Here is an 18528-nt window from a genome sequence, read left to right as displayed (position 1 = left end):
TTGAACATGCTGCAAGTCGACAAGCTGCACCAGTATTACGGCGGTAGCCACATCCTGCGGGGCCTGACGTTTGAGGTGAAGGTCGGCGAAGTCACCTGCCTGCTCGGGCGCAATGGCGTGGGCAAGACTACCCTGCTCAAATGCCTGATGGGCTTGCTGCCGGCCAAGGAGGGCGCGGTGAACTGGGAAGGCAAACCGATCACCACGTTCAAGCCGCACCAACGGGTGCATGCCGGCATCGCTTACGTGCCTCAGGGCCGGGAAATCTTTGGCCGACTGACCGTGGAAGAAAACCTGCTGATGGGCCTCTCACGGTTTCCCGGCGCTGAAGCCAAGGAGGTCCCGGCGTTCATCTACGAGCTGTTCCCGGTGCTGCTGCAAATGAAACAACGGCGTGGCGGTGACTTGTCCGGTGGTCAGCAACAGCAACTGGCGATCGGCAGAGCACTGGCCAGTCGTCCACGGCTGCTGATCCTCGACGAACCCACCGAAGGCATCCAGCCGTCGGTGATCAAGGAAATCGGCGCGGTGATCAAGCAGCTCGCGGCTCGCGGTGATATGGCGATTCTGCTGGTGGAGCAGTTCTATGATTTCGCCGCCGAACTGGCCGATCAGTACCTGGTCATGTCCCGAGGCGAGATCGTGCAACAAGGGCGCGGCGAAAATATGGAAGCCGAAGGTGTCCGTGGACTGGTTACGATCTAACCTGCAGCTTCCTGGCGATTAATTGAAATTATGAATTTACCTGCCCCTATCACGCTGTTCACCCCCAGCTGGCATGCCGAGCTGGAATTGGGCTACGCCCGTTTCGGCGACAGCACGCGCCCGGTGCAGCGTCGCCATAAAGGTCCGTTGCGGGTGCAGAAGCATTTGTACGCCGAAGGCCCCGAGGTGTGTCAGCACATCATCGTCCACCCGCCGGGCGGGATTGCCGGTGGTGATCGGCTGGACATCTCGGCCAGCGTCGGCACGCATGCCTGGGCGCAAATCACCAGCCCCGGCGCCGCCAAGTGGTATCGCGCGGCAGGGCCGGCTTATCAGAAACTCGACCTGCGCGTGGCCGCCGGTGCTACGTTGGAGTGGCTGCCGCAAGAGACGATTATCTTCAGCGACGCTCAGGCGGAACTCAGCACCCGCATCGACCTTGAGGGCGATGCGCGGCTGTTCTACTGGGATGTGGTGGCGCTGGGTCGCCCGGCCAGTGGCGAGCGTTTCGATCTCGGACATTTTCAGGCGCATCTGGATATACGCCGCGATGGCCAGTTGCTCTGGCACGAACGCCAGCGCATTGTCGGCAATGATGGTTTGCTGGATTCGCCGATAGGGCTGGACGGCCAACCGGTGTTTGCGACGTTGCTGGTGACGGGTGAAGTCGATAGCGAATTACTGGAGAAGTGCCGTTCGCTGAGCAATGACGTGCGCGGAGATCTGACGCAATTGCCGGGGCTTTTGGTCGCCCGATGCCTGGCCAGTGAGGCGCTGTTGGCACGTGGTTGGCTGATCGATGTGTGGCGGTTATTGCGCCCGGCGTTGCTGGGGCGAGAAGCCGTCCCACCAAGAATATGGAGCACCTGAACACAATCCACCCTGTAGGAGCGAGGCTTGCCCGCGAAGGGAGCGCCTCGGTTTAACTGGAGGACCGCGTTATCGTTCTTCGCGGGCAAGCCTCGCTCCTACAGGTTGAGTAATTTTTTAACTGCCGAATATGGATTTCTACGATGGACCTGACCCCACGCGAAAAAGACAAGCTGCTGATCTTCACCGCCGGCCTCGTGGCCGAGCGGCGTTTGGCTCGCGGCGTGAAGCTCAATTACCCGGAGGCCATGGCCTACATTTCCGCGGCGCTGCTCGAAGGCGCGCGTGATGGCCAGACCGTGGCCGAGCTGATGCATTTCGGCACCACCCTGCTCAGCCGCGAACAAGTGATGGAAGGCATCCCGGAAATGATCCCGGAGATCCAGGTCGAAGCGACGTTTCCCGACGGCACTAAACTGGTCACCGTTCACCAACCGATCGCCTGAGGTCGCGCCATGACTTACCACATCCGCGATGCGTTGCTCGCCGACCTGCCAGCGATCCGCGACATCTACAACGACGCCGTGCGGAGCACCACGGCGATCTGGAACGAACAGGCCGTGGACCTCGGTAACCGCCAGGCCTGGTTCAGCTCCCGGCAAGACCAGGGCTATCCGGTGCTGGTGATCGTCGACGGCGACAACAGCGTACTCGGCTACGCTTCATTCGGTGACTGGCGGCCGTTCGATGGGTTCCGCCACACGGTCGAGCACTCGGTGTACGTGCGCAACGATCAGCGGGGCAATGGCCTCGGGCCGCAACTGATGGAAGTGCTGATCGAACGCGCCAAAGGCTGCAACAAACACGTGATGGTCGCCGCCATCGAAAGCGGTAACGGCGCCTCGATTCGGCTGCACGACCGGGCCGGTTTTGTCGTCACCGGCCAAATGCCGCAGGTGGGCACCAAGTTCGGCCGCTGGCTGGACCTGACCTTCATGCAACTGATCCTCGACCCGGGCGCAATGCCACCCGGTCCCCACAAGGAGTGATACCCATGAACGCCGCCCAACTGCGCCGCGTCAATGTTGAAAGCTTTGCGCACTATCGTCAGGGTTTGATTGATTTGCTGCTCGACGCCGTCGGCTATGGCGCCAGTGTCGGGTTCATGGCGGATCTGGATGCGACCCAGGCCCGAGCCTATTTCGATGAAGTCCAGGAGAACCTGAACAAAGGCAACGTGCTGCTCTGGGTGGTGGTCAAGGACGAACAGGTACAGGCCAGCGTGCAATTGACGTTGTGCCAGAAAGCCAATGGGCTGAACCGCGCCGAAGTGCAGAAACTGCTGGTGCGTGAACACGCCCGTCGTCGCGGCCTGGGCCAACAGATGATGCATGCCGTTGAGCTCGCGGCCCGCCAGCACAAGCGCGGCATGCTCTACCTCGACACCGAAGCCGGCTCCCCCGCCGAAGACTTCTACAAGGCTTTGGGTTACACCCGCGCCGGCGAAATCCCCGACTACGCCTGCGACCCGAACGGCCGCTACAAACCGACCGCCCTCTATTACAAGATTCTCCAAGGAGCCCATTGATGATTCCCGGTGAATACCAGATCCAGCCCGGCGACATCGAACTCAACGTCGGCCGCCGCACCCTCAGCCTGAAGGTGGCCAACAGCGGCGACCGGCCGATCCAGGTCGGCTCGCATTATCACTTCTTCGAAACCAACGACGCCCTGACCTTCGACCGCGCCGCCAGCCGCGGCATGCGCCTGAACATCCCCGCCGGCACCGCCGTGCGCTTCGAGCCGGGGCAGAGCCGCGAGGTCGAACTGGTAGACCTGGCCGGGCATCGCCGGGTGTTCGGGTTTGCCGGCAGGATCATGGGTGACCTTTAAGTCATGCGTTGTCCGCACCGGCCCCTTCGCGGGCAAGCCTCGCTCCTACAATTGATCACATCCCCCTGTAGGAGCGAGGCTTGCCCGCGAATCTGTGAGCGAAGCGAACAGTCTCAAATCCAATTGAATCCCAAGGCAAGCGCATGAAAATCTCAAGACAAGCCTACGCCGACATGTTCGGCCCCACCGTCGGTGACAAGGTCCGTCTGGCCGACACCGAGCTGTGGATCGAAGTGGAACAGGACTTCACCACCTACGGCGAAGAAGTGAAATTCGGCGGCGGCAAAGTCATTCGCGACGGCCAGGGCCAGAGCCAATTGCTGGCGGCAGAAGTTGTCGACACCCTGATCACCAACGCCCTGATCATCGACCACTGGGGCATCGTCAAGGCGGACGTCGGCCTCAAGGATGGGCGCATCGCCGCCATCGGCAAGGCCGGCAACCCGGACATCCAGCCGAACGTCACCATCGCCGTCGGCGCCAGCACCGAAGTCATTGCAGGTGAAGGCATGATCCTCACCGCCGGCGGCATCGACACGCATATCCACTTCATCTGCCCGCAGCAGATCGAAGAAGCATTGATGAGCGGCGTCACCACCATGATCGGCGGCGGCACTGGCCCGGCCACCGGCACCAATGCCACCACTTGCACCTCCGGGCCATGGCATCTGGCGCGCATGCTTCAGGCCGCCGATGCCTTCCCGATGAACATCGGCTTCACCGGCAAGGGCAACGCCAGCCTGCCGGAACCGCTGATCGAACAGGTCAAGGCCGGCGCCATCGGCCTCAAGCTGCACGAAGACTGGGGCACCACCCCGGCGAGCATCGACAACTGCCTGAACGTGGCCGACCAGTACGACGTTCAAGTGGCGATCCACACCGACACCCTCAACGAGTCGGGCTTCGTCGAAACCACCCTCGCCGCCTTCAAGGGCCGCACCATCCATACCTACCACACCGAAGGTGCCGGCGGCGGCCATGCCCCGGACATCATCAAGGCCTGCGGTTTTGCCAACGTATTGCCGAGCTCGACCAACCCGACCCGGCCGTTCACCCGCAACACCATCGACGAACACCTCGACATGCTGATGGTCTGTCATCACCTGGACCCGAGCATTGCCGAAGACGTGGCCTTCGCCGAGAGCCGCATTCGCCGCGAAACCATCGCCGCCGAAGACATCCTTCACGACCTCGGCGCCTTCTCGATGATCAGCTCCGACAGCCAGGCCATGGGCCGGGTCGGTGAAGTCATCACGCGCACCTGGCAGACCGCCGACAAAATGAAAAAGCAGCGCGGCCCGCTGCCCGGTGATGGCGAAGGCAACGACAACTTCCGCGCCAAACGCTACATCGCCAAATACACCATCAACCCGGCGATCACCCACGGCATCAGCCATGAAGTGGGCTCGGTGGAAGTGGGTAAATGGGCGGATCTGGTGCTCTGGCGTCCGGCGTTTTTCGGGGTCAAACCGACGCTGATCCTCAAGGGCGGAGCCATTGCGGCCAGCCTGATGGGTGACGCCAACGCTTCGATCCCGACGCCGCAGCCGGTGCACTACCGCCCGATGTTCGCCAGCTACGGTGGCTCGCTGCACGCCACCAGCCTGACGTTTATCAGCCAGGCGGCGCAGGAGGCCGGTTTGCCCGAAGCGTTGGGCCTGAAAAAGAAAATCGCGGTGGTCAAAGGTTGCCGTGACGTGCAGAAAACCGATCTGATTCACAACGATTACCTGCCAAACATCGATGTCGATCCGCAGACCTATCAGGTCAAGGCCGATGGGGTGTTGCTGTGGTGTGAACCGGCAGAAACCCTGCCGATGGCTCAGCGCTACTTCCTGTTTTGAGTCGCTGGATACGTCACAAGCAAAGGCCTCGAACATCTGTGTCGAGGCCTTTGCTTTTGCCCACATTGCTAACGGTGTGCAACCCCAAGCAGCGCTAAGCGGGCCCGATCCATCGCTTGCCGGGTCAGTATTCTCAACCGTTGCCTGATTTGCTGATCGATGTCCTCCAGCGCCTGGGTGTAGTCATCGTCACTGATGAGCTGACCCTCGGCGAAGTCGTTTTCGTCGTTGCCCAACTCGCGACACAACTGGTTGACCTGCACATCCAGGGCAGACTTCGCCTTCGGGACAACCGCCTCGGCCCGACGTAGCAACGCGTCCTGTAACTCGGTGATGGCGTCAATCCGTCGTTTCAAGCCATTCAGTTCATCAGGGTACGAAGTCTCCAGCCAGGTTTTCCAGACAGGTTGCTCAAGCAGCCGATCCGGCAGCAGATCACCTTCCTCCAGCGCCACGATCCGCTCGAACGCCGCGTCGATCATCTGCCGGGTCACCCCGGCGATCTTGCGGAACTGCATGCCCCGGGCCTGCCATGGCAGAGACAGACGCTCGGCCAGGTCGGTCATGTAGGCCAAGTGGACTTCCACTTCATCGATCGTGCCGGTGACATTGCCATGTTCGTCAACCCGTCGGAACTGCTCGCCTGCCGCCACCCGCGCGGCGACTCGGTGACGGGCGATGGCGCCGATCTCATCGAGGCGAGACTTGCCCAGCGCCAGTTCCAGCAATTGTGGTTCGATCAGGTCCAGACGACCCAGGGCATAGGCCTCATGGATCAGCACCTGCACCCCCATGGCGTTGAACAGTTGGGTTCCACCGTCCACGCATTCGGTGGGCGCGGCGGCTTCGGCGAACAACCTGACCCGCAGTTCGCTGTTCTGTGCCATGGCCTCGAGCATCCGCCAGACCTTGGCGGTCAAGTCCACCCGATACGCGCCGCCGGCCGTGAAGTCGGCGGACTGGGTGAGCCTGCGGATTTCATTGAAGAACGGTAGCGAGTCGAATTCATCCTCAACGTCGTACCAGACTTTCTGCCCGGCCAGCCATTGCGACTCCGTCAGCCCCTGGGACCACTCCAAACTGTCCAGCGTGCCTCGGGGCGGATACAGACGCTCGGGGTCCAGGCCGACCGACTCGATGTATAACCTGAGGGTGTTCAGATTGTCCGGCGAGATCCAGCGCGGCTCTTGACTGATCAATGTGCGCGCCAACAATTCGGCGCGAAATGAGCCGGGAGCGACATCCGGTACCCGAATGATCGGGTTATAGCGCAAATCCAGATGAATATTGTGGGGGCGCGGCTGGGAAAACAGACCTACGGGCCAACTGTCCAGGCCCGTCTCGCTTAGCAACAGTGTCTGCAGGCCTGGCATCCGACTGACGTCAGGGCTGAGCTTCAACGGGTTGCCGCTCAAGTCTAAAGACCTCAGGCGGGTCAACCTCTTCAGACGTGCGACCGCCAGCACATCCAGTTCGATGCGGTTGTCACTGAGGTACAGATCGGTGAGATGGCTCATGTCACTGACCACCTGAGGAAGGGTGGTCAGCCGATTGCCTTGCAGGTTGAGCTGCCTGACCCGATGGAACGCCTCCAAAAAAGGCTCAGCCTGCGCAGTGAGCTCGCCATTGCTCAGGCTCAGCATGGTGACATGGTCAAAGTTGGCTTCCAGCTTCGGCAGGGTCGCCAGGTGGCGACCCATCATTGGAATGTTGTCCAGCAGCAATGCCTGGGGCAGAACCACACCCGCTGCCTCGGGTCCCGGTGACCCGGCTCGGCGCCAACATTGCCTGATCGCTTTATAGAGCAGGTTTCGCGACCGCCCCTCCGCCAGGCCCGCCGAGCTGAATCGAAACGAGGCGGTGGGCGATTTCAGCCAGCGTTGCAGCGCCCGGTTCAACTGATTGAACTCAACCTCCAGCGCTGCAAGACGTTCATGCGCCGAGCCGCCATTCTGAGTGAACCCCGCCAGCAAGGTCTCGACCTGCTCTTGTGTGAACCCCGGATATAGCGAACAGGCTCGACGACGCAAGCCCAAACCGTGCGGCGCTTGCTGCGCGTAACGTTGCATACCGCCACGAAGACGCATGATGGACGGATCATAAAAAGGCTTGAGAACAGGGTTTTCCAGCAATACAGGCTCAAATCGGTCGCGCGCCAGCGGATGTGCCTGGATCCTGTTTTCCAGCCGTTGCGCCTCATGGATATCAAAGCCCAGGGTCGTGCGCTGGGTATCGGGTAACGCGTGCAGCACCGCGGCATACAGTGTGTCGTCACCATGCAGGTGCTGATCGAGCGCATCCCGTGCCTGGTATTGGCCGTCTTCCCCGAGAATCAACAGCTTGCGCATCGGTGCGTCCACCGGGCCGATACTGTCGAACAACCGGCCTTGAGCCGAGTATTCGCGAATTTCCAGCCGCAGATCACTCGGCCAGCCTGGCAGGGTCTCAAGCGAGTGCAAGGCCAGCCGGGTCGTGTCGGTGCTGTACAGTTCTTTGAGGTAGAGCCCTTCATAAGCGCGAGCCAAGCGTATTCGCTGCTCCGCGTGTCGGGCCTGTTGCGCCAGGTTCAGGGGCGTGCGTTGTTTCTCGCTCAAATGTTGCAAGTCCGCGGGAGCTGCATGACGCAACAGATCCTCGGCCATGCTGATCGAGAGATCCGGATAGTCGCTTTTGAGCCGTCGCACCAACAGATTGTCCGAGCGTTCGCGACGCGAATACAGGTAATCGAAAAGTCGTCTTTGCGATTGTCGTGCCTGCCCGCCAAGCAGCTCTCGGGTGGCCTTGATACGCGCCTGACGGTCACCGCCCAGCCATTGGCCAAGGAGTTCACGAAGCTCATGCTCATCAAGGAACTCGACAACCCGCTCAGGTAACATTCCGGCGACAAGCTCCTGTCGGCTCATGCGCAATGTATGCACCGGTAACGCACTGGCAAAACCCTCCTTGATCGACGAGCCTGACAAATTCGCTGCGTCGAAAATCTCGATGGCCTTGCCCTCGGGCCAGCCCCGCACCTCAGTCATGAACCGCGGTACAAGCTCAGCCCATTCGTCATCGATCCGATTGCCGAGAATTCGTCCTGCGCAATCCTCGGCATCGGCATACGCGTTAAAGCGCTTAAGCGTGTCGCGTAATGAGGCGGGCGGCGTTTCGTGCTCCACGTGGAGCCAGCGCAGCCTATCCTCATGCACGCCACTGACGACCGATATGTGTTCCAGGGTTTCATCGGAGAACCTATCCACTGAAGCCCCCAAACGCCGGAGCAACCGGCTCTTGTCCCATTCAAGCGGTTGATCGAGTTCGGTCTTCCAGCTGCCGGCGCCGTTGTGCTCCAGCAGCGGCTGATAGGCATCGGGCCGGCTCGGATGCTGGAGGCGATGCTGCCCGGTCTCCGGATCCTGCATCAGCGCATAGCATTTGTCGTCGAGCCGCAGCAGGTCCTGTTCTTGATACCGCAACAGGCCCTCTTCGCTGACCGGTGCATCCACCGGCAAGACCATCGCTTGTTCATAGGGTTTCAGGTCCGGGCTCCACAACCGCTCCTTGCCGGCCACCTCCACCGGTTTGAGATCTTCGACAAATGGCGAGATGTTGATCGGGGCCAGCCTGCCACTGGGTAAAACGTGCCCGGCGCCCATGAGCGCCAACTGCGCAAAGTTGATCAACACGCCGTTGATGTACGCCGAGGCCTGCGCCTTATCACCCTTACTCCAGTCTTCGATGCCCTCGGCCAGTTCCGCGAGCATCTGCGCGACCATGATTCCCAGCATGGCTTCGCCAAGACCGGGCACCAGCATCGCGGTGAAATTGAAGAGGTTCCAGCCAACCGACAGATAGCTGGTCAAGCGTTTGAAGCGGGCGGTGGCGTCTTCGTCGTCGGTCGGCACGGCGATGCATCGCGCATCGGCAATGGCCTTGTCGCGGCGTTCGAGAAACAGTGTCTGCCACAACTCACCGGTAATGAGATTGGTGAACGGTTCTGCGTTGGGGTTCTCGACCGCCGTTTCGCGCCACCACGGGCCCATGTCGAGAGGTTCGCGCTGCTGCCAGGTGAAGGTCGTGAGGCGTTCGTTGACCCGGGCAAAAAAGTGCCCTTTATCTTTGTGTGCCACAAATCGGCTGAAAAAGGTCTGGTACCCGGTATTTCGCAACTGACCGAGCAGGGTTGTCATGAACGCGGCCAGCGATGGGTATTCCTTCAACGGCTGTTGCGGATCCTCTGGCACATAAGCGATCAGCGGACCGGATAAACGGCTCTGCCGGTAAATATCTTCTCTGCGCAACAGTTCATCGTCCACACCCTGCGCGCCATTGGCAAAGAACGCCTGCAACAGTTTGTATTGCTCGTATTCTCGCCCTGGCAACACTGGAATGCGCTGCGACCAGTCCAGCCAGAACTTCAAGGTGACGGGGGTCAGGGCATCGATGGCGCGTTTGATCTGCGACGGTTCGCTGACCGCGCTGAACAACACGATGCCGGTCAACCTGAAACCCATCAGCGATAAACGATGAGCGTGCAACGGGCGGTCGTACAAGGTGACACCCGCACGGCTTTCACAGACATCGCACAGTTTGGCGTAGGCATGATCGCTGATATCGCCCTTCAACCGGGCAACCAGCGCCGCCACCTGAAAGGCTGCCTTCTCGCTGGCGACTGAATCTTGCTGCAGGGTTCGCTGCGCCATGGGTGTTGCGGGCAACAGGATGGATTTGATGTGTTGCTGGTATTGCTCACCAATATTCAGACTTCGGCATAACGACGCAAACCTTGGCAACGTGATCTGCGGGACCCGCGCAAAAACGCCACGGGCATCCTTGCGATAGATACCCGAGCTGCTGCGCCATGCATCTTCCTCGGTTTCTGACGTTTCGAAATTATGTAATGCCGCCTCCAACAAGGTAGATGAGCGGACGCGACTGGCGCCGGTATCGATGCCGAAGATAATCTTGCTCGGCACTTCAAGTTGCACGACCCAATCATCAACGTTTTCGACCACATTAAAGTTTTCTTTTAATAACGAACCGAGCAGAGGCTCGGCGAATGCCTTTATCTCCTGTTGCAAATCAGCCAGCGTCTTGTCCAGCACGGCCTGCAGGCGCCAGCGCCGTTCAATCAATGCTTTAAGCTGTTGGCGGTCAATGGCTCGCGCCTCGCCATACCAATCGGGAGTCTGTGGATCCAGTTCCGTCAGGGCTTTCAACCTTGGCGCCGATGCACGCCTGATCGAGTCCGGGATAACACCGAGTACGCGACTGTAATGCTTGCCGTTGTTTTCGATTTGAGATGCTTCAGATTCCAGCGAATTGCTTCCATGCAAATCAGCCACTGTTCAATCACCTTGCTGTCAGGTCGGGAATCAACAGCTTTATTCACCCTCGGCCAAAACAAAAGACCAAATATCGGGTAAGGCCCCCCCTTGAAAAGGCACTGGACCCTTCGAAAATCATGTGGCCGAAAATACACAGATACCACCACGCAGCCGCGGGCCTATGCCAACCGGTGAGCGGTCTTCTTTTCGCAGTCAAAAGCGCTACTATGCGACTCGCTGTCTCGCACTCAGGTAACCGCCATGCGCCTTTCCGAATTCATCGTGTTACACGTTGACCGCATCGTCGATGAATGGGAGCAATTCGCCAAAACCATCACCCCTGCCGCCGAATCCATGGACCGCACCGCACTGCGCGACCATTCAAGGTCGATTCTGCTGGCGGCTGCGCGGGACATGACCAAGCCCCAGAGCGCCAGCGAACAGCTGGCCAAAGCCCGTGGCGAAGGCCCGGAAAAGACCCCGAGCCTGGACGAAGCCGGCGCCAGCCATGGCGAGCTGCGGCATACCGTGGGGTTTGATCTGGTACAGATGACCAGCGAGTTCCGTCATCTGCGCGCCTGCGTGATCCGCTTGTGGGTCAACAGCCTGGACTCCCCCGACATCGCCTATTTCCAGGACATGATCCGTTTCAACGAAGCCATCGACGAAGCCCTGGCCGAATCTACGGCGGCCTATGCCGAGCAGGTCAATCATTCCCGGGACATTTTTCTGGCAATTCTTGGCCATGACCTGCGCGCACCGCTGCAAGCGGTGAGCATGTCCACCGAAATCCTGATGCGTAAAACCAACCTTGAGGGCGACGCATTGACCTGCGCGCTCCACATCAAGCGTGGCACCCGCCACATGGCGGTGATGATTGGCGATTTGCTGGAGCTGGTCCGCAGTCGCCTGGGCAAGAGCCTGCCGATCGAACCGGCGCCCATGGATCTGGCCGATACGGCGCGTGAAGCGATTGCCCAGGCCTGCGCTGCTCATCCGCAATGCGATCCGACATTGAGCGTCGAAGGCGATACCCAAGGTGTGTGGGATGGCCGAAAGCTCAATCAGATGCTGCAGAACCTGATCGGCAATGCCTTGCAACACGGCTCGAGCAACAACGCGGTCAAGCTGACCCTCAGGGGCGAAGCGGACAGCGTTCGGCTCACCGTGCACAACGACGGTGCGCCGATTCCACCCGGGGCGCTCCCCACGATTTTCGATCCGCTGGTACGCAGTGCCAACGAAGCGCTCAACGGGCCGACCACCAGCCTTGGTCTGGGACTGTTCATCGTCAAGGAAGTGGTCAAGGCCCATCAAGGGACGATCGACGTCAGCTCCAATGAGGCCGATGGCACGATGTTTACCGTGGTGTTGCCCAGGAAGGTCTGACGGCGGTAGACCGCGTTATCGTTCTTCGCGAGCAAGCCCGCTCCCACATTTGATTTGTGTACGCCGCAAATCCCCTGTGGGAGCGGGCTTACTCGCGAAGGCGACCTGACAGACAACACAAAAACACCAGAACGATTACTCGACCAGCAACCGCCCCAACCGCTGCTTGAGCATGCGGTTCTCGGCCCGCAGTTGCTGGACTTCTTCCAGCAGATCCAGCGCCAGGGCGACACCTTCCCATTCCAGCTCCAGGTCGCGCCGCAGCTTGGCAGCGCGCTTGGCCAGCACCAGCTCATAATCGGTGAAACGCCAATCCTTGGGCTGTGCTCCCTGAGGTTCGAGGATGCCGTGTTCGACGATCTCGATCACATGCACGTCCGACAGTTCGGTCGCCTCGCAGAATTCTGCCAGGTCCAATAGAACGATCACGGGGTCGCTCATGATTGGCTACTCCTTATCTCGAAATCAAAAGTTCTCTCGCGGATCGAAAGCGGCTTTTTTCGCCAGCTCCTCCCACAATTCTTTGACGTCATGGTCGAGTTTTTTCGGCATCACTGCCTTGAGCTGCACGAACAGGTAGCCACGGTGACCGGCCTTGTGCAGCAGGCCGTGGCCCTTGGCGCGCATGCGCTGGCCATTCTGGCTACCGGCCGGAACCTTGAGGTTGATCTTGCCGGTCAGGGTCGGCACCGCGACTTCGGTCCCCAGCGCCAGCTCCCACGGAGCCAGCGGCAAGGTGATGATCAGGTTCTCGCCTTCGACGTCGAATTTGGGGTGCGGCGCAAAACGGATGGTCAGGTACAAGTCGCCATTGGCACCGCCACCGATGCCCGGAGCGCCCTGGCCCTTGAGGCGGATGCGCTCACCGTCGGTCACGCCAGCGGGGATCTTCACGTTCAGGCTTTTGCTGGTGTTGCTGACATGCTGGCCGGCAGCGTTGTAATGCGGCACCTGGAAGCTGACTTTCTTCGATTCGGTCGAGAGGGTTTCTTCCAGAAAAACCGGTAATTCCATTTCCACGTCTTGCCCTCGACGTCCGGCGCTATGGCCCGACCGTCCACCACCACCGAAACCCGGACCACGGTTGCCGAAGATCGAACTGAAAAAGTCCGAGAAATCGCCCGTGTCCTGACCACCCCCCCCGAAACCACCACGGCTCTGCCAACCCGGTGGGCCCTGAAAGGGCTGACCGTGGTGGCCGTATTTGCGCAAGTCGTCGTATTCGGCGCGCTTGTCGGCGCTTTTCAGCGCTTCATAGGCTTCCGAAGCGTCCTTGAATTTGGCCTCGGCGTCCTTTTCCTTGCTGACGTCGGGGTGGTATTTGCGCGCCAGCTTTCGATAGGCGGCCTTGATCGCCTTATCGTCAGCGGTCGGCTCCACACCGAGAATCTTGTAATAGTCTTTGAAGTCCATCGAGGGAATCACCATCCATTATCGAAATCGCGCGGCCAGGCACAGCATGCTCTTGTTTGCAGCGTTTGGATTGACCGATCTCAAGGTTGTGACCGGGCAGCGCATCAGAAGTTTATCGGCAGCAGGGCGCGGTTCTTGCAGTCGCCCCAGGGGTTGCCAAGTCTATGCAGGGAAGTTTGGGGGTGATTGGGCATCTTTCAAGCGCTGAGCGCTGCGATTTAACGGATAGTCGGCCTACGAATCTTCGCCGCACTGACATACACTGCGCGGCCGTTTTTTAACCGGAACTTGAAAGACATGAAAAACGCATCTCCAGCCCGTGCCTGTGGTATCGACTTCGGCACATCCAACTCCACCGTCGGCTGGCTGCGCCCCGGCATGGAAACGCTGATCGCGCTGGAGGACGACAAGATCACCCTGCCCTCGGTGGTCTTCTTCAATATGGAAGAACGCCGCCCGGTGTACGGCCGGCTGGCGCTGCACGAGTACCTGGAAGGCTATGAAGGCCGGCTGATGCGCTCGCTCAAGAGCCTGCTGGGTTCCAAACTGATCAAGCACGACACCAGCGTCCTCGGCACGGCGATGCCGTTCAAGGACCTGCTCGGCCTGTTCATCGGCCAGTTGAAGAAGCGTGCCGAAGCCGCTGCCGGTCGGGAATTCGAGGAAGTGGTGCTGGGCCGGCCAGTGTTTTTCGTCGATGACGATGAAATGGCCGACCAGGAAGCAGAAAACACCCTGGTGGATGTAGCCCGCGCCATCGGCTTCAAGGACGTCTCGTTCCAGTACGAGCCGATTGCGGCGGCGTTCGACTATGAGTCGACCATCGAAAAAGAAGAGCTTGTCCTGATTGTGGACATCGGCGGTGGTACCTCGGACTTCTCGCTGGTGCGCCTGTCGCCTGAGCGCCGCAACCACGACAACCGTCACGACGACATTCTCGCCACCGGTGGCGTGCACATCGGCGGGACCGATTTCGACAAGCAGCTGAGCCTGCAAGGCCTGATGCCGCTGTTCGGCTACGGCAGCCGGATGAAGAGCGGCGCCTATATGCCGACCAGCCACCACATGAACCTGGCGACCTGGCACACCATCAACTCGGTGTATTCGCAGAAGTCGACCCTGGCCCTGGGCAGCATGCGTTACGACATCGAAGACACCGGCGGCATCGATCGCCTGTTCAAGCTGATCGACCAGCGCGCTGGCCACTGGCTGGCCATGGAAGTGGAAGAAACCAAGATTCAATTGACCCACGCCGACAGCCGCCATGTGCCACTGGATCGGATCGAGCCGGGTTTGAGCGTGGAACTGAGCCGGGCACTGTTCGAATCGGCCATCGACAATCTGCTGGAGCGGGTGCGCAACAGCGTGACCCAATTGCTGGCAGACGCCAATGTGCGGGTCGATCAGGTGGACACCGTGTTCTTCACCGGCGGTTCGAGCGGAATCCCGGCACTGCGCAACAGCGTCTCGGCGATGTTGCCGAATGCGCGGCATGTGGAAGGGAACATTTTCGGCAGCATCGGCAGCGGGTTGGCGATCGAGGCGGCCAAGCGTTACGGCCCGATGGATTGACCTGAAAGACCGCGGCGCCTGCTTCGCGAGCAAGCCCGCTCCCACATTCGACCGAGTTCCTCCAGATGGAATGCGGTCGAATGTGGGAGCGGGCTTGCTCGCGAAGGCGTCAGATCAGGCAATGCATTCGACCTGATCAAACCATCCCCACCTGCTTCAACTCACTCTTCAGATACGCGTAATAAATCGGCCCCGCCACCACCCCCGGCAGGCCGAACGCGGCTTCGAACACCAGCATTGCCAGCAGCAACTCCCACGACTTGGCACTGATCTGCCCGCCGACGATGCGCGCGTTGAGGAAGTATTCGAGCTTGTGGATAACAATCAGGTAACCCAGCGCCGCCACCGCCACCCAGATCGACAGCGACAAGCCGACGATGGTGATCAAGGTGTTCGACATCAGATTGCCGATCACCGGCAGCAGGCCGAGCAGGAAGGTCAGCACGATCAGGGTTTTGGTCAGCGGCAGCTTGATCCCGAACATCGGAAGGACCACCGCGAGAAAAATCCCGGTGAAGAAGGTATTGAGCAGGGAAATCTTGATCTGGGCGAAAACGATGTTGCGAAACGCCTGGACCAACAGGTGCAAACGGTCGAACAGCGCCGCGGCCAACGGTTTGCGCTTGGTCACATCCGGCGCTCGCTGCAAGGCGATGATCGCCCCCAGCACCATGCCGATCAGCAGCGTCACGAACATGTGTGCCGCGTCCTTGCCCACCAGTTGCAAGTCGCTGAGGTGCTTGCTCATCCACTCGCCGATGGCCACGCGAAACTCGGCGGCACTGGCCGGTAGATAAGCGTCGATGAACGGCGGCAACTGCCCCCGCGCGCGGTCGACCACGACCATGAATTTGTCGAGAGAAGCACCAGGGTTTTCTGCCTCGTGCAGCAGAAAACTGATCGCACCGGCAAAGATCAGCGCCAGCACGCTGACCACCAATGTCCCCAGCAACGCCACCGCCAGCCAGCGCGCACGGCGGCCTTCGATCAGCCGCTGCAATTGCGGCGTGAGCATGTTGACCAGTTCAAACACCAACAACCCGGCCAGCAGGCTGGGCAGTAATCGCAGAGGGAGCACCAGCAGCAAACCACCAAAAATGATGACCCAGCTGATAAGCAACAAGACCTGACGCTGAGAAAACGCTGACATACAGCCTCAAAACGAACGACGTAAAAGGATTGGCAGTCTGCCAGCGTTCCGGGGCGAGCACTAGGGATTGTGTCGGTCGACCTTACCGGCCCCTTCGCGAGCAAGCCCGCTCCCACACTGGATCTCCTGTGAACACACCTTCTGTGCACGCCTGAGAATAAATGTGGGAGCGGGCTTGCTCGCGAAGGGGCCAGCACAACCGCCACAAAGCCTCCCGAGCTGACCGCGCTGCTTATTTTTTCTTCAGGCAATCGCTCATGAAGGTTTTGCGTGCATCACCCGTGAGGGCCTGGGCGGTCGCCGTGGCATTGCAGGTTTTCATCTTTTCTTGTTGAGGGGTCATGGGCTTGGCGGCATCGGCGGCCGGCGCGGCTTTGAGGCAGGTGCTCATGAAGGCTTTGCGCTCGTCGCCCTTGAGGCTTTTGGCGGTAGCCTCGGCATTGCAGGTGGTCATCTTGTTCTGTTGGGCAGTGGCGGCGAAACCCTGGGAGCAGAGCAGCAAACCGACCATCAACAACGGGGCACGCAACATCTTCATGGAGTGTTCTCCTTGTTGCCGCACCGATGGATGCGGCCTCGTTTCGGAGTGTAGACAAAGCCTGTTACACGTTCACCTGCTATCGAGATGGCTGCGTCGATATTGCTCAGGTGTGCACCCGGCCTGACGCTGAAACATCGCAATGAATGCCGAGCCGGTGCTGTACCCCATGTCGAAGGCGATTTCCTGAATGCTGCGCTGGCTATCGAGCGCTTCGATCGCCGCCAGAAACCGCAAGCGTTGCCGCCACTCCCCGAAACTCATGCCCAACTCGCGGACAAACTGCCGGGCCAACGTGCGTTCGCTGACGTGAATTTGCGCGGCCCAGTGCCCCAATGGTCGGTTATCCCCAGGCTCGGCCTGCAAGGCCTCAAGAATTCCAAGCAACCCGGGACTGCTGGCGTAAGGCAAATAACACTCATGCATCGGCGCCTGTCGCAGTTGGTCCACCAGCACTTGAGCCAGACGCTTGTCAGCATCGTGCTCGGGAATTTTCACATCGCGGGCGGCGAAGTCTTTCAGGATCGCCTTGAGGATGTCGCTGATCGCCAGGGTGCAAGCCTGCTGCGGCAGATCACGGCACAGCGCCGGCGCAAGGCAGACCGCGCGATAGTTGATCGGCTGATTGCTATAGAAACTGTGCTCGGTCCCGGGCGGCACCCACACCGCGTATTGCGGCGGCGACATGAAGCGGCGGCTGCCGATTTCCATGTGCAAGACCCCATTGGCCGAATACTCGAGGGTGCCCCAAGGGTGATGGTGGGCCGAGGCGTATTCATGGGTGTTGAAGTCGGCATAACGGAAATAGACCGGGGCCGGCAGCTCGCTGAAATCCAGCAGGTCGATGTGTTTGCTGTTCATGCTGTCCGGAATCAGAGGCAGGTTGTCTGGATCGAAGTATAGGCATTGATTCAGACAAGCGGATAATCACCCTTCATTAACGTTCTGGTTTTCCCCGATGCAATACGCTTATCCCCTGCTGGCCATTTTCATTTGGGCCGGCAACACCGTGATCAACAAACTCGCGGTCGGCGCGATCTTTCCCGCCGAAATCGGTTTCTACCGCTGGCTACTGGCCGCAATGCTGTTCACGCCTTTCATGCTTAAACCGGTGATCGCCCACTGGCCGTTGATCCGCCCGAACCTTGGCAGGATTTTCATCCTCGGCGTACTCGGTATGGCGGTTTATCAAAGCCTGGCTTACTTCGCTGCGACGCTGACTTCGGCCACCAACATGGGGATCATTTTGTCGCTGATGCCGTTGATGTCGCTGGCCATGGCGATTGTCAGCCTCGGCCAACGCCTGACCGCCGGTGCACTGGCCGGCTCGGTGTTGTCGTTTGCGGGTGTTTTGGTGGTGGTGTCGTCCGGCAGCCTTGGCGCGTTGCTGGAACACGGGGTGAACCTGGGTGACGCGATGATGCTGATCGCCACGCTGGCGTATGCGATTTACAGCACCCTGCTGAAAAAATGGCAGCTGCGTTTGCCGCCGCTAGTGTTGTTGTATTTACAGGTGTTGGTCGCGGTGGTGGTGCTGTTTCCGCTGTTCCTCGCCTCACCGAAAGTCGGCCCGACCCTGCAGAACATCCCGCTGGTGCTCTACGCCTGCCTGCTGGCCTCGATGCTTGCGCCGCTGGCGTGGATGCAGGCCGTGGTGCGCCTGGGGCCGAGCCGGACCACGCTGTTTTTCAATCTGCTGCCGTTGATTACGGCGCTGATTGCGGCGGTGGTGCTGCATGAGCAGTTGGCGCTGTATCACCTGGTGGGTGGGGTGCTGACGTTGAGTGGGGTGATTTTGTCGGAGCGCTGGACCACGGTGCTTGGTCGTAGGGTCAGTGTTGCCTGATATGACGCCTTCGCGGGCAAGCCTCGCTCCTACAGGTTTGGCGTCATGCTCATTGCCGG

Annotated in this window: 16 protein-coding genes; 10 read left to right on the top strand and 6 right to left on the bottom strand. The window is 60.1% G+C overall.

Annotated elements, in window-relative coordinates:
• The first annotated feature begins 6 nt into the window (after nucleotides 1–6).
• From urtE to ureC, 7 genes are all read left to right on the top strand, one after another.
• A complete protein-coding gene (gene urtE, locus KW837_RS16570) occupies nucleotides 7–705 on the top strand; it encodes an urea ABC transporter ATP-binding subunit UrtE (protein ID WP_123721453.1) in 699 nt (232 codons plus the stop codon).
• A gap of 30 nt (nucleotides 706–735) precedes the next feature.
• On the top strand, nucleotides 736–1575 hold the full coding sequence (locus KW837_RS16565) for an urease accessory protein UreD (protein ID WP_218397254.1): 840 nt from the start codon (nucleotides 736–738) through the stop codon (nucleotides 1573–1575).
• A gap of 143 nt (nucleotides 1576–1718) precedes the next feature.
• Nucleotides 1719–2021 (top strand): urease subunit gamma, encoded by a 303-nt coding sequence (ureA, locus tag KW837_RS16560; RefSeq protein ID WP_007907366.1) that lies wholly within the window; start codon nucleotides 1719–1721, stop codon nucleotides 2019–2021.
• 9 nt (nucleotides 2022–2030) lie between these two features.
• A complete protein-coding gene (locus KW837_RS16555) occupies nucleotides 2031–2564 on the top strand; it encodes a GNAT family N-acetyltransferase (protein WP_218397252.1) in 534 nt (177 codons plus the stop codon).
• A gap of 5 nt (nucleotides 2565–2569) precedes the next feature.
• A complete protein-coding gene (locus KW837_RS16550; protein ID WP_007907362.1) occupies nucleotides 2570–3103 on the top strand; it encodes a GNAT family N-acetyltransferase in 534 nt (177 codons plus the stop codon).
• Nucleotides 3103–3408, top strand: coding sequence for an urease subunit beta (locus KW837_RS16545; RefSeq protein ID WP_030128285.1), 306 nt, complete (start codon nucleotides 3103–3105; stop codon nucleotides 3406–3408). The genes KW837_RS16550 and KW837_RS16545 overlap by 1 nt, the downstream gene beginning before the upstream one ends.
• A 143-nt stretch (nucleotides 3409–3551) precedes the next feature.
• The gene (ureC, locus tag KW837_RS16540) at nucleotides 3552–5252 is read left to right on the top strand and encodes an urease subunit alpha (RefSeq protein WP_192345902.1); all 1701 of its coding nucleotides are present in this window, start codon (nucleotides 3552–3554) and stop codon (nucleotides 5250–5252) included.
• A 68-nt stretch (nucleotides 5253–5320) separates the two neighbouring features.
• Here ureC and KW837_RS16535 read toward each other — a convergent pair whose 3' ends face one another.
• The gene (locus KW837_RS16535) at nucleotides 5321–10579 is read right to left on the bottom strand and encodes a dermonecrotic toxin domain-containing protein (RefSeq protein WP_218397250.1); all 5259 of its coding nucleotides are present in this window, start codon (nucleotides 10577–10579) and stop codon (nucleotides 5321–5323) included.
• A 243-nt stretch (nucleotides 10580–10822) separates the two neighbouring features.
• On the opposite strand from KW837_RS16535, the gene KW837_RS16530 reads away from it, so the two are divergent.
• Nucleotides 10823–11950, top strand: coding sequence for a sensor histidine kinase KdpD (locus tag KW837_RS16530; RefSeq protein WP_218397248.1), 1128 nt, complete (start codon nucleotides 10823–10825; stop codon nucleotides 11948–11950).
• 135 nt (nucleotides 11951–12085) lie between these two features.
• On the opposite strand, the gene KW837_RS16525 is transcribed toward KW837_RS16530, so the two are convergent.
• Nucleotides 12086–12391, bottom strand: coding sequence for a chaperone modulator CbpM (locus tag KW837_RS16525; RefSeq protein ID WP_192345908.1), 306 nt, complete (start codon nucleotides 12389–12391; stop codon nucleotides 12086–12088).
• A gap of 24 nt (nucleotides 12392–12415) precedes the next feature.
• Nucleotides 12416–13363 carry a DnaJ C-terminal domain-containing protein gene (locus tag KW837_RS16520; protein ID WP_123499867.1) on the bottom strand — a complete coding sequence of 316 codons (948 nt, stop codon included), beginning with the start codon at nucleotides 13361–13363 and terminating at the stop codon, nucleotides 12416–12418.
• 297 nt (nucleotides 13364–13660) lie between these two features.
• Between KW837_RS16520 and KW837_RS16515 the strand changes: the two genes are divergently transcribed.
• A complete protein-coding gene (locus KW837_RS16515; RefSeq protein ID WP_192345911.1) occupies nucleotides 13661–14935 on the top strand; it encodes an Hsp70 family protein in 1275 nt (424 codons plus the stop codon).
• Nucleotides 14936–15071: 136 nt separating this feature from the next.
• Here KW837_RS16515 and KW837_RS16510 read toward each other — a convergent pair whose 3' ends face one another.
• The 3 genes from KW837_RS16510 to KW837_RS16500 form a co-directional block, all read right to left on the bottom strand.
• Nucleotides 15072–16085 carry an AI-2E family transporter gene (locus tag KW837_RS16510; RefSeq protein ID WP_218397245.1) on the bottom strand — a complete coding sequence of 338 codons (1014 nt, stop codon included), beginning with the start codon at nucleotides 16083–16085 and terminating at the stop codon, nucleotides 15072–15074.
• Nucleotides 16086–16317: 232 nt separating this feature from the next.
• Nucleotides 16318–16623, bottom strand: coding sequence for a PsiF family protein (locus tag KW837_RS16505; protein WP_123499780.1), 306 nt, complete (start codon nucleotides 16621–16623; stop codon nucleotides 16318–16320).
• A gap of 72 nt (nucleotides 16624–16695) precedes the next feature.
• Nucleotides 16696–17484 carry a helix-turn-helix transcriptional regulator gene (locus KW837_RS16500; RefSeq protein ID WP_218397243.1) on the bottom strand — a complete coding sequence of 263 codons (789 nt, stop codon included), beginning with the start codon at nucleotides 17482–17484 and terminating at the stop codon, nucleotides 16696–16698.
• Nucleotides 17485–17581: 97 nt separating this feature from the next.
• On the opposite strand from KW837_RS16500, the gene KW837_RS16495 reads away from it, so the two are divergent.
• Nucleotides 17582–18469 (top strand): DMT family transporter, encoded by an 888-nt coding sequence (locus KW837_RS16495; protein WP_218397241.1) that lies wholly within the window; start codon nucleotides 17582–17584, stop codon nucleotides 18467–18469.
• Nucleotides 18470–18528 lie beyond the last annotated feature (59 nt).

Source organism: Pseudomonas sp. PDM24, assembly GCF_019218905.1.
Lineage (GTDB): Bacteria > Pseudomonadota > Gammaproteobacteria > Pseudomonadales > Pseudomonadaceae > Aquipseudomonas.
The sequence above is the reverse complement of the archived record's forward strand: the minus strand, read 5'-3'. Positions and strand labels throughout refer to the sequence as shown.

What these genes read in the sequence shown, in the direction of transcription:
- urtE (WP_123721453.1), top strand. Translation starts at nt 7, where the DNA reads ATGCTGCAAGTCGACAAGCTGCACCAGTATTACGGCGGTAGCCACATC.
- KW837_RS16565 (WP_218397254.1), top strand. Translation starts at nt 736, where the DNA reads ATGAATTTACCTGCCCCTATCACGCTGTTCACCCCCAGCTGGCATGCC.
- ureA (WP_007907366.1), top strand. Translation starts at nt 1,719, where the DNA reads ATGGACCTGACCCCACGCGAAAAAGACAAGCTGCTGATCTTCACCGCC.
- KW837_RS16555 (WP_218397252.1), top strand. Translation starts at nt 2,031, where the DNA reads ATGACTTACCACATCCGCGATGCGTTGCTCGCCGACCTGCCAGCGATC.
- KW837_RS16550 (WP_007907362.1), top strand. Translation starts at nt 2,570, where the DNA reads ATGAACGCCGCCCAACTGCGCCGCGTCAATGTTGAAAGCTTTGCGCAC.
- KW837_RS16545 (WP_030128285.1), top strand. Translation starts at nt 3,103, where the DNA reads ATGATTCCCGGTGAATACCAGATCCAGCCCGGCGACATCGAACTCAAC.
- ureC (WP_192345902.1), top strand. Translation starts at nt 3,552, where the DNA reads ATGAAAATCTCAAGACAAGCCTACGCCGACATGTTCGGCCCCACCGTC.
- KW837_RS16530 (WP_218397248.1), top strand. Translation starts at nt 10,823, where the DNA reads ATGCGCCTTTCCGAATTCATCGTGTTACACGTTGACCGCATCGTCGAT.
- KW837_RS16525 (WP_192345908.1), bottom strand. Translation starts at nt 12,391, where the DNA reads ATGAGCGACCCCGTGATCGTTCTATTGGACCTGGCAGAATTCTGCGAG.
- KW837_RS16520 (WP_123499867.1), bottom strand. Translation starts at nt 13,363, where the DNA reads ATGGACTTCAAAGACTATTACAAGATTCTCGGTGTGGAGCCGACCGCT.
- KW837_RS16515 (WP_192345911.1), top strand. Translation starts at nt 13,661, where the DNA reads ATGAAAAACGCATCTCCAGCCCGTGCCTGTGGTATCGACTTCGGCACA.
- KW837_RS16510 (WP_218397245.1), bottom strand. Translation starts at nt 16,085, where the DNA reads ATGTCAGCGTTTTCTCAGCGTCAGGTCTTGTTGCTTATCAGCTGGGTC.
- KW837_RS16505 (WP_123499780.1), bottom strand. Translation starts at nt 16,623, where the DNA reads ATGAAGATGTTGCGTGCCCCGTTGTTGATGGTCGGTTTGCTGCTCTGC.
- KW837_RS16500 (WP_218397243.1), bottom strand. Translation starts at nt 17,484, where the DNA reads ATGAACAGCAAACACATCGACCTGCTGGATTTCAGCGAGCTGCCGGCC.
- KW837_RS16495 (WP_218397241.1), top strand. Translation starts at nt 17,582, where the DNA reads ATGCAATACGCTTATCCCCTGCTGGCCATTTTCATTTGGGCCGGCAAC.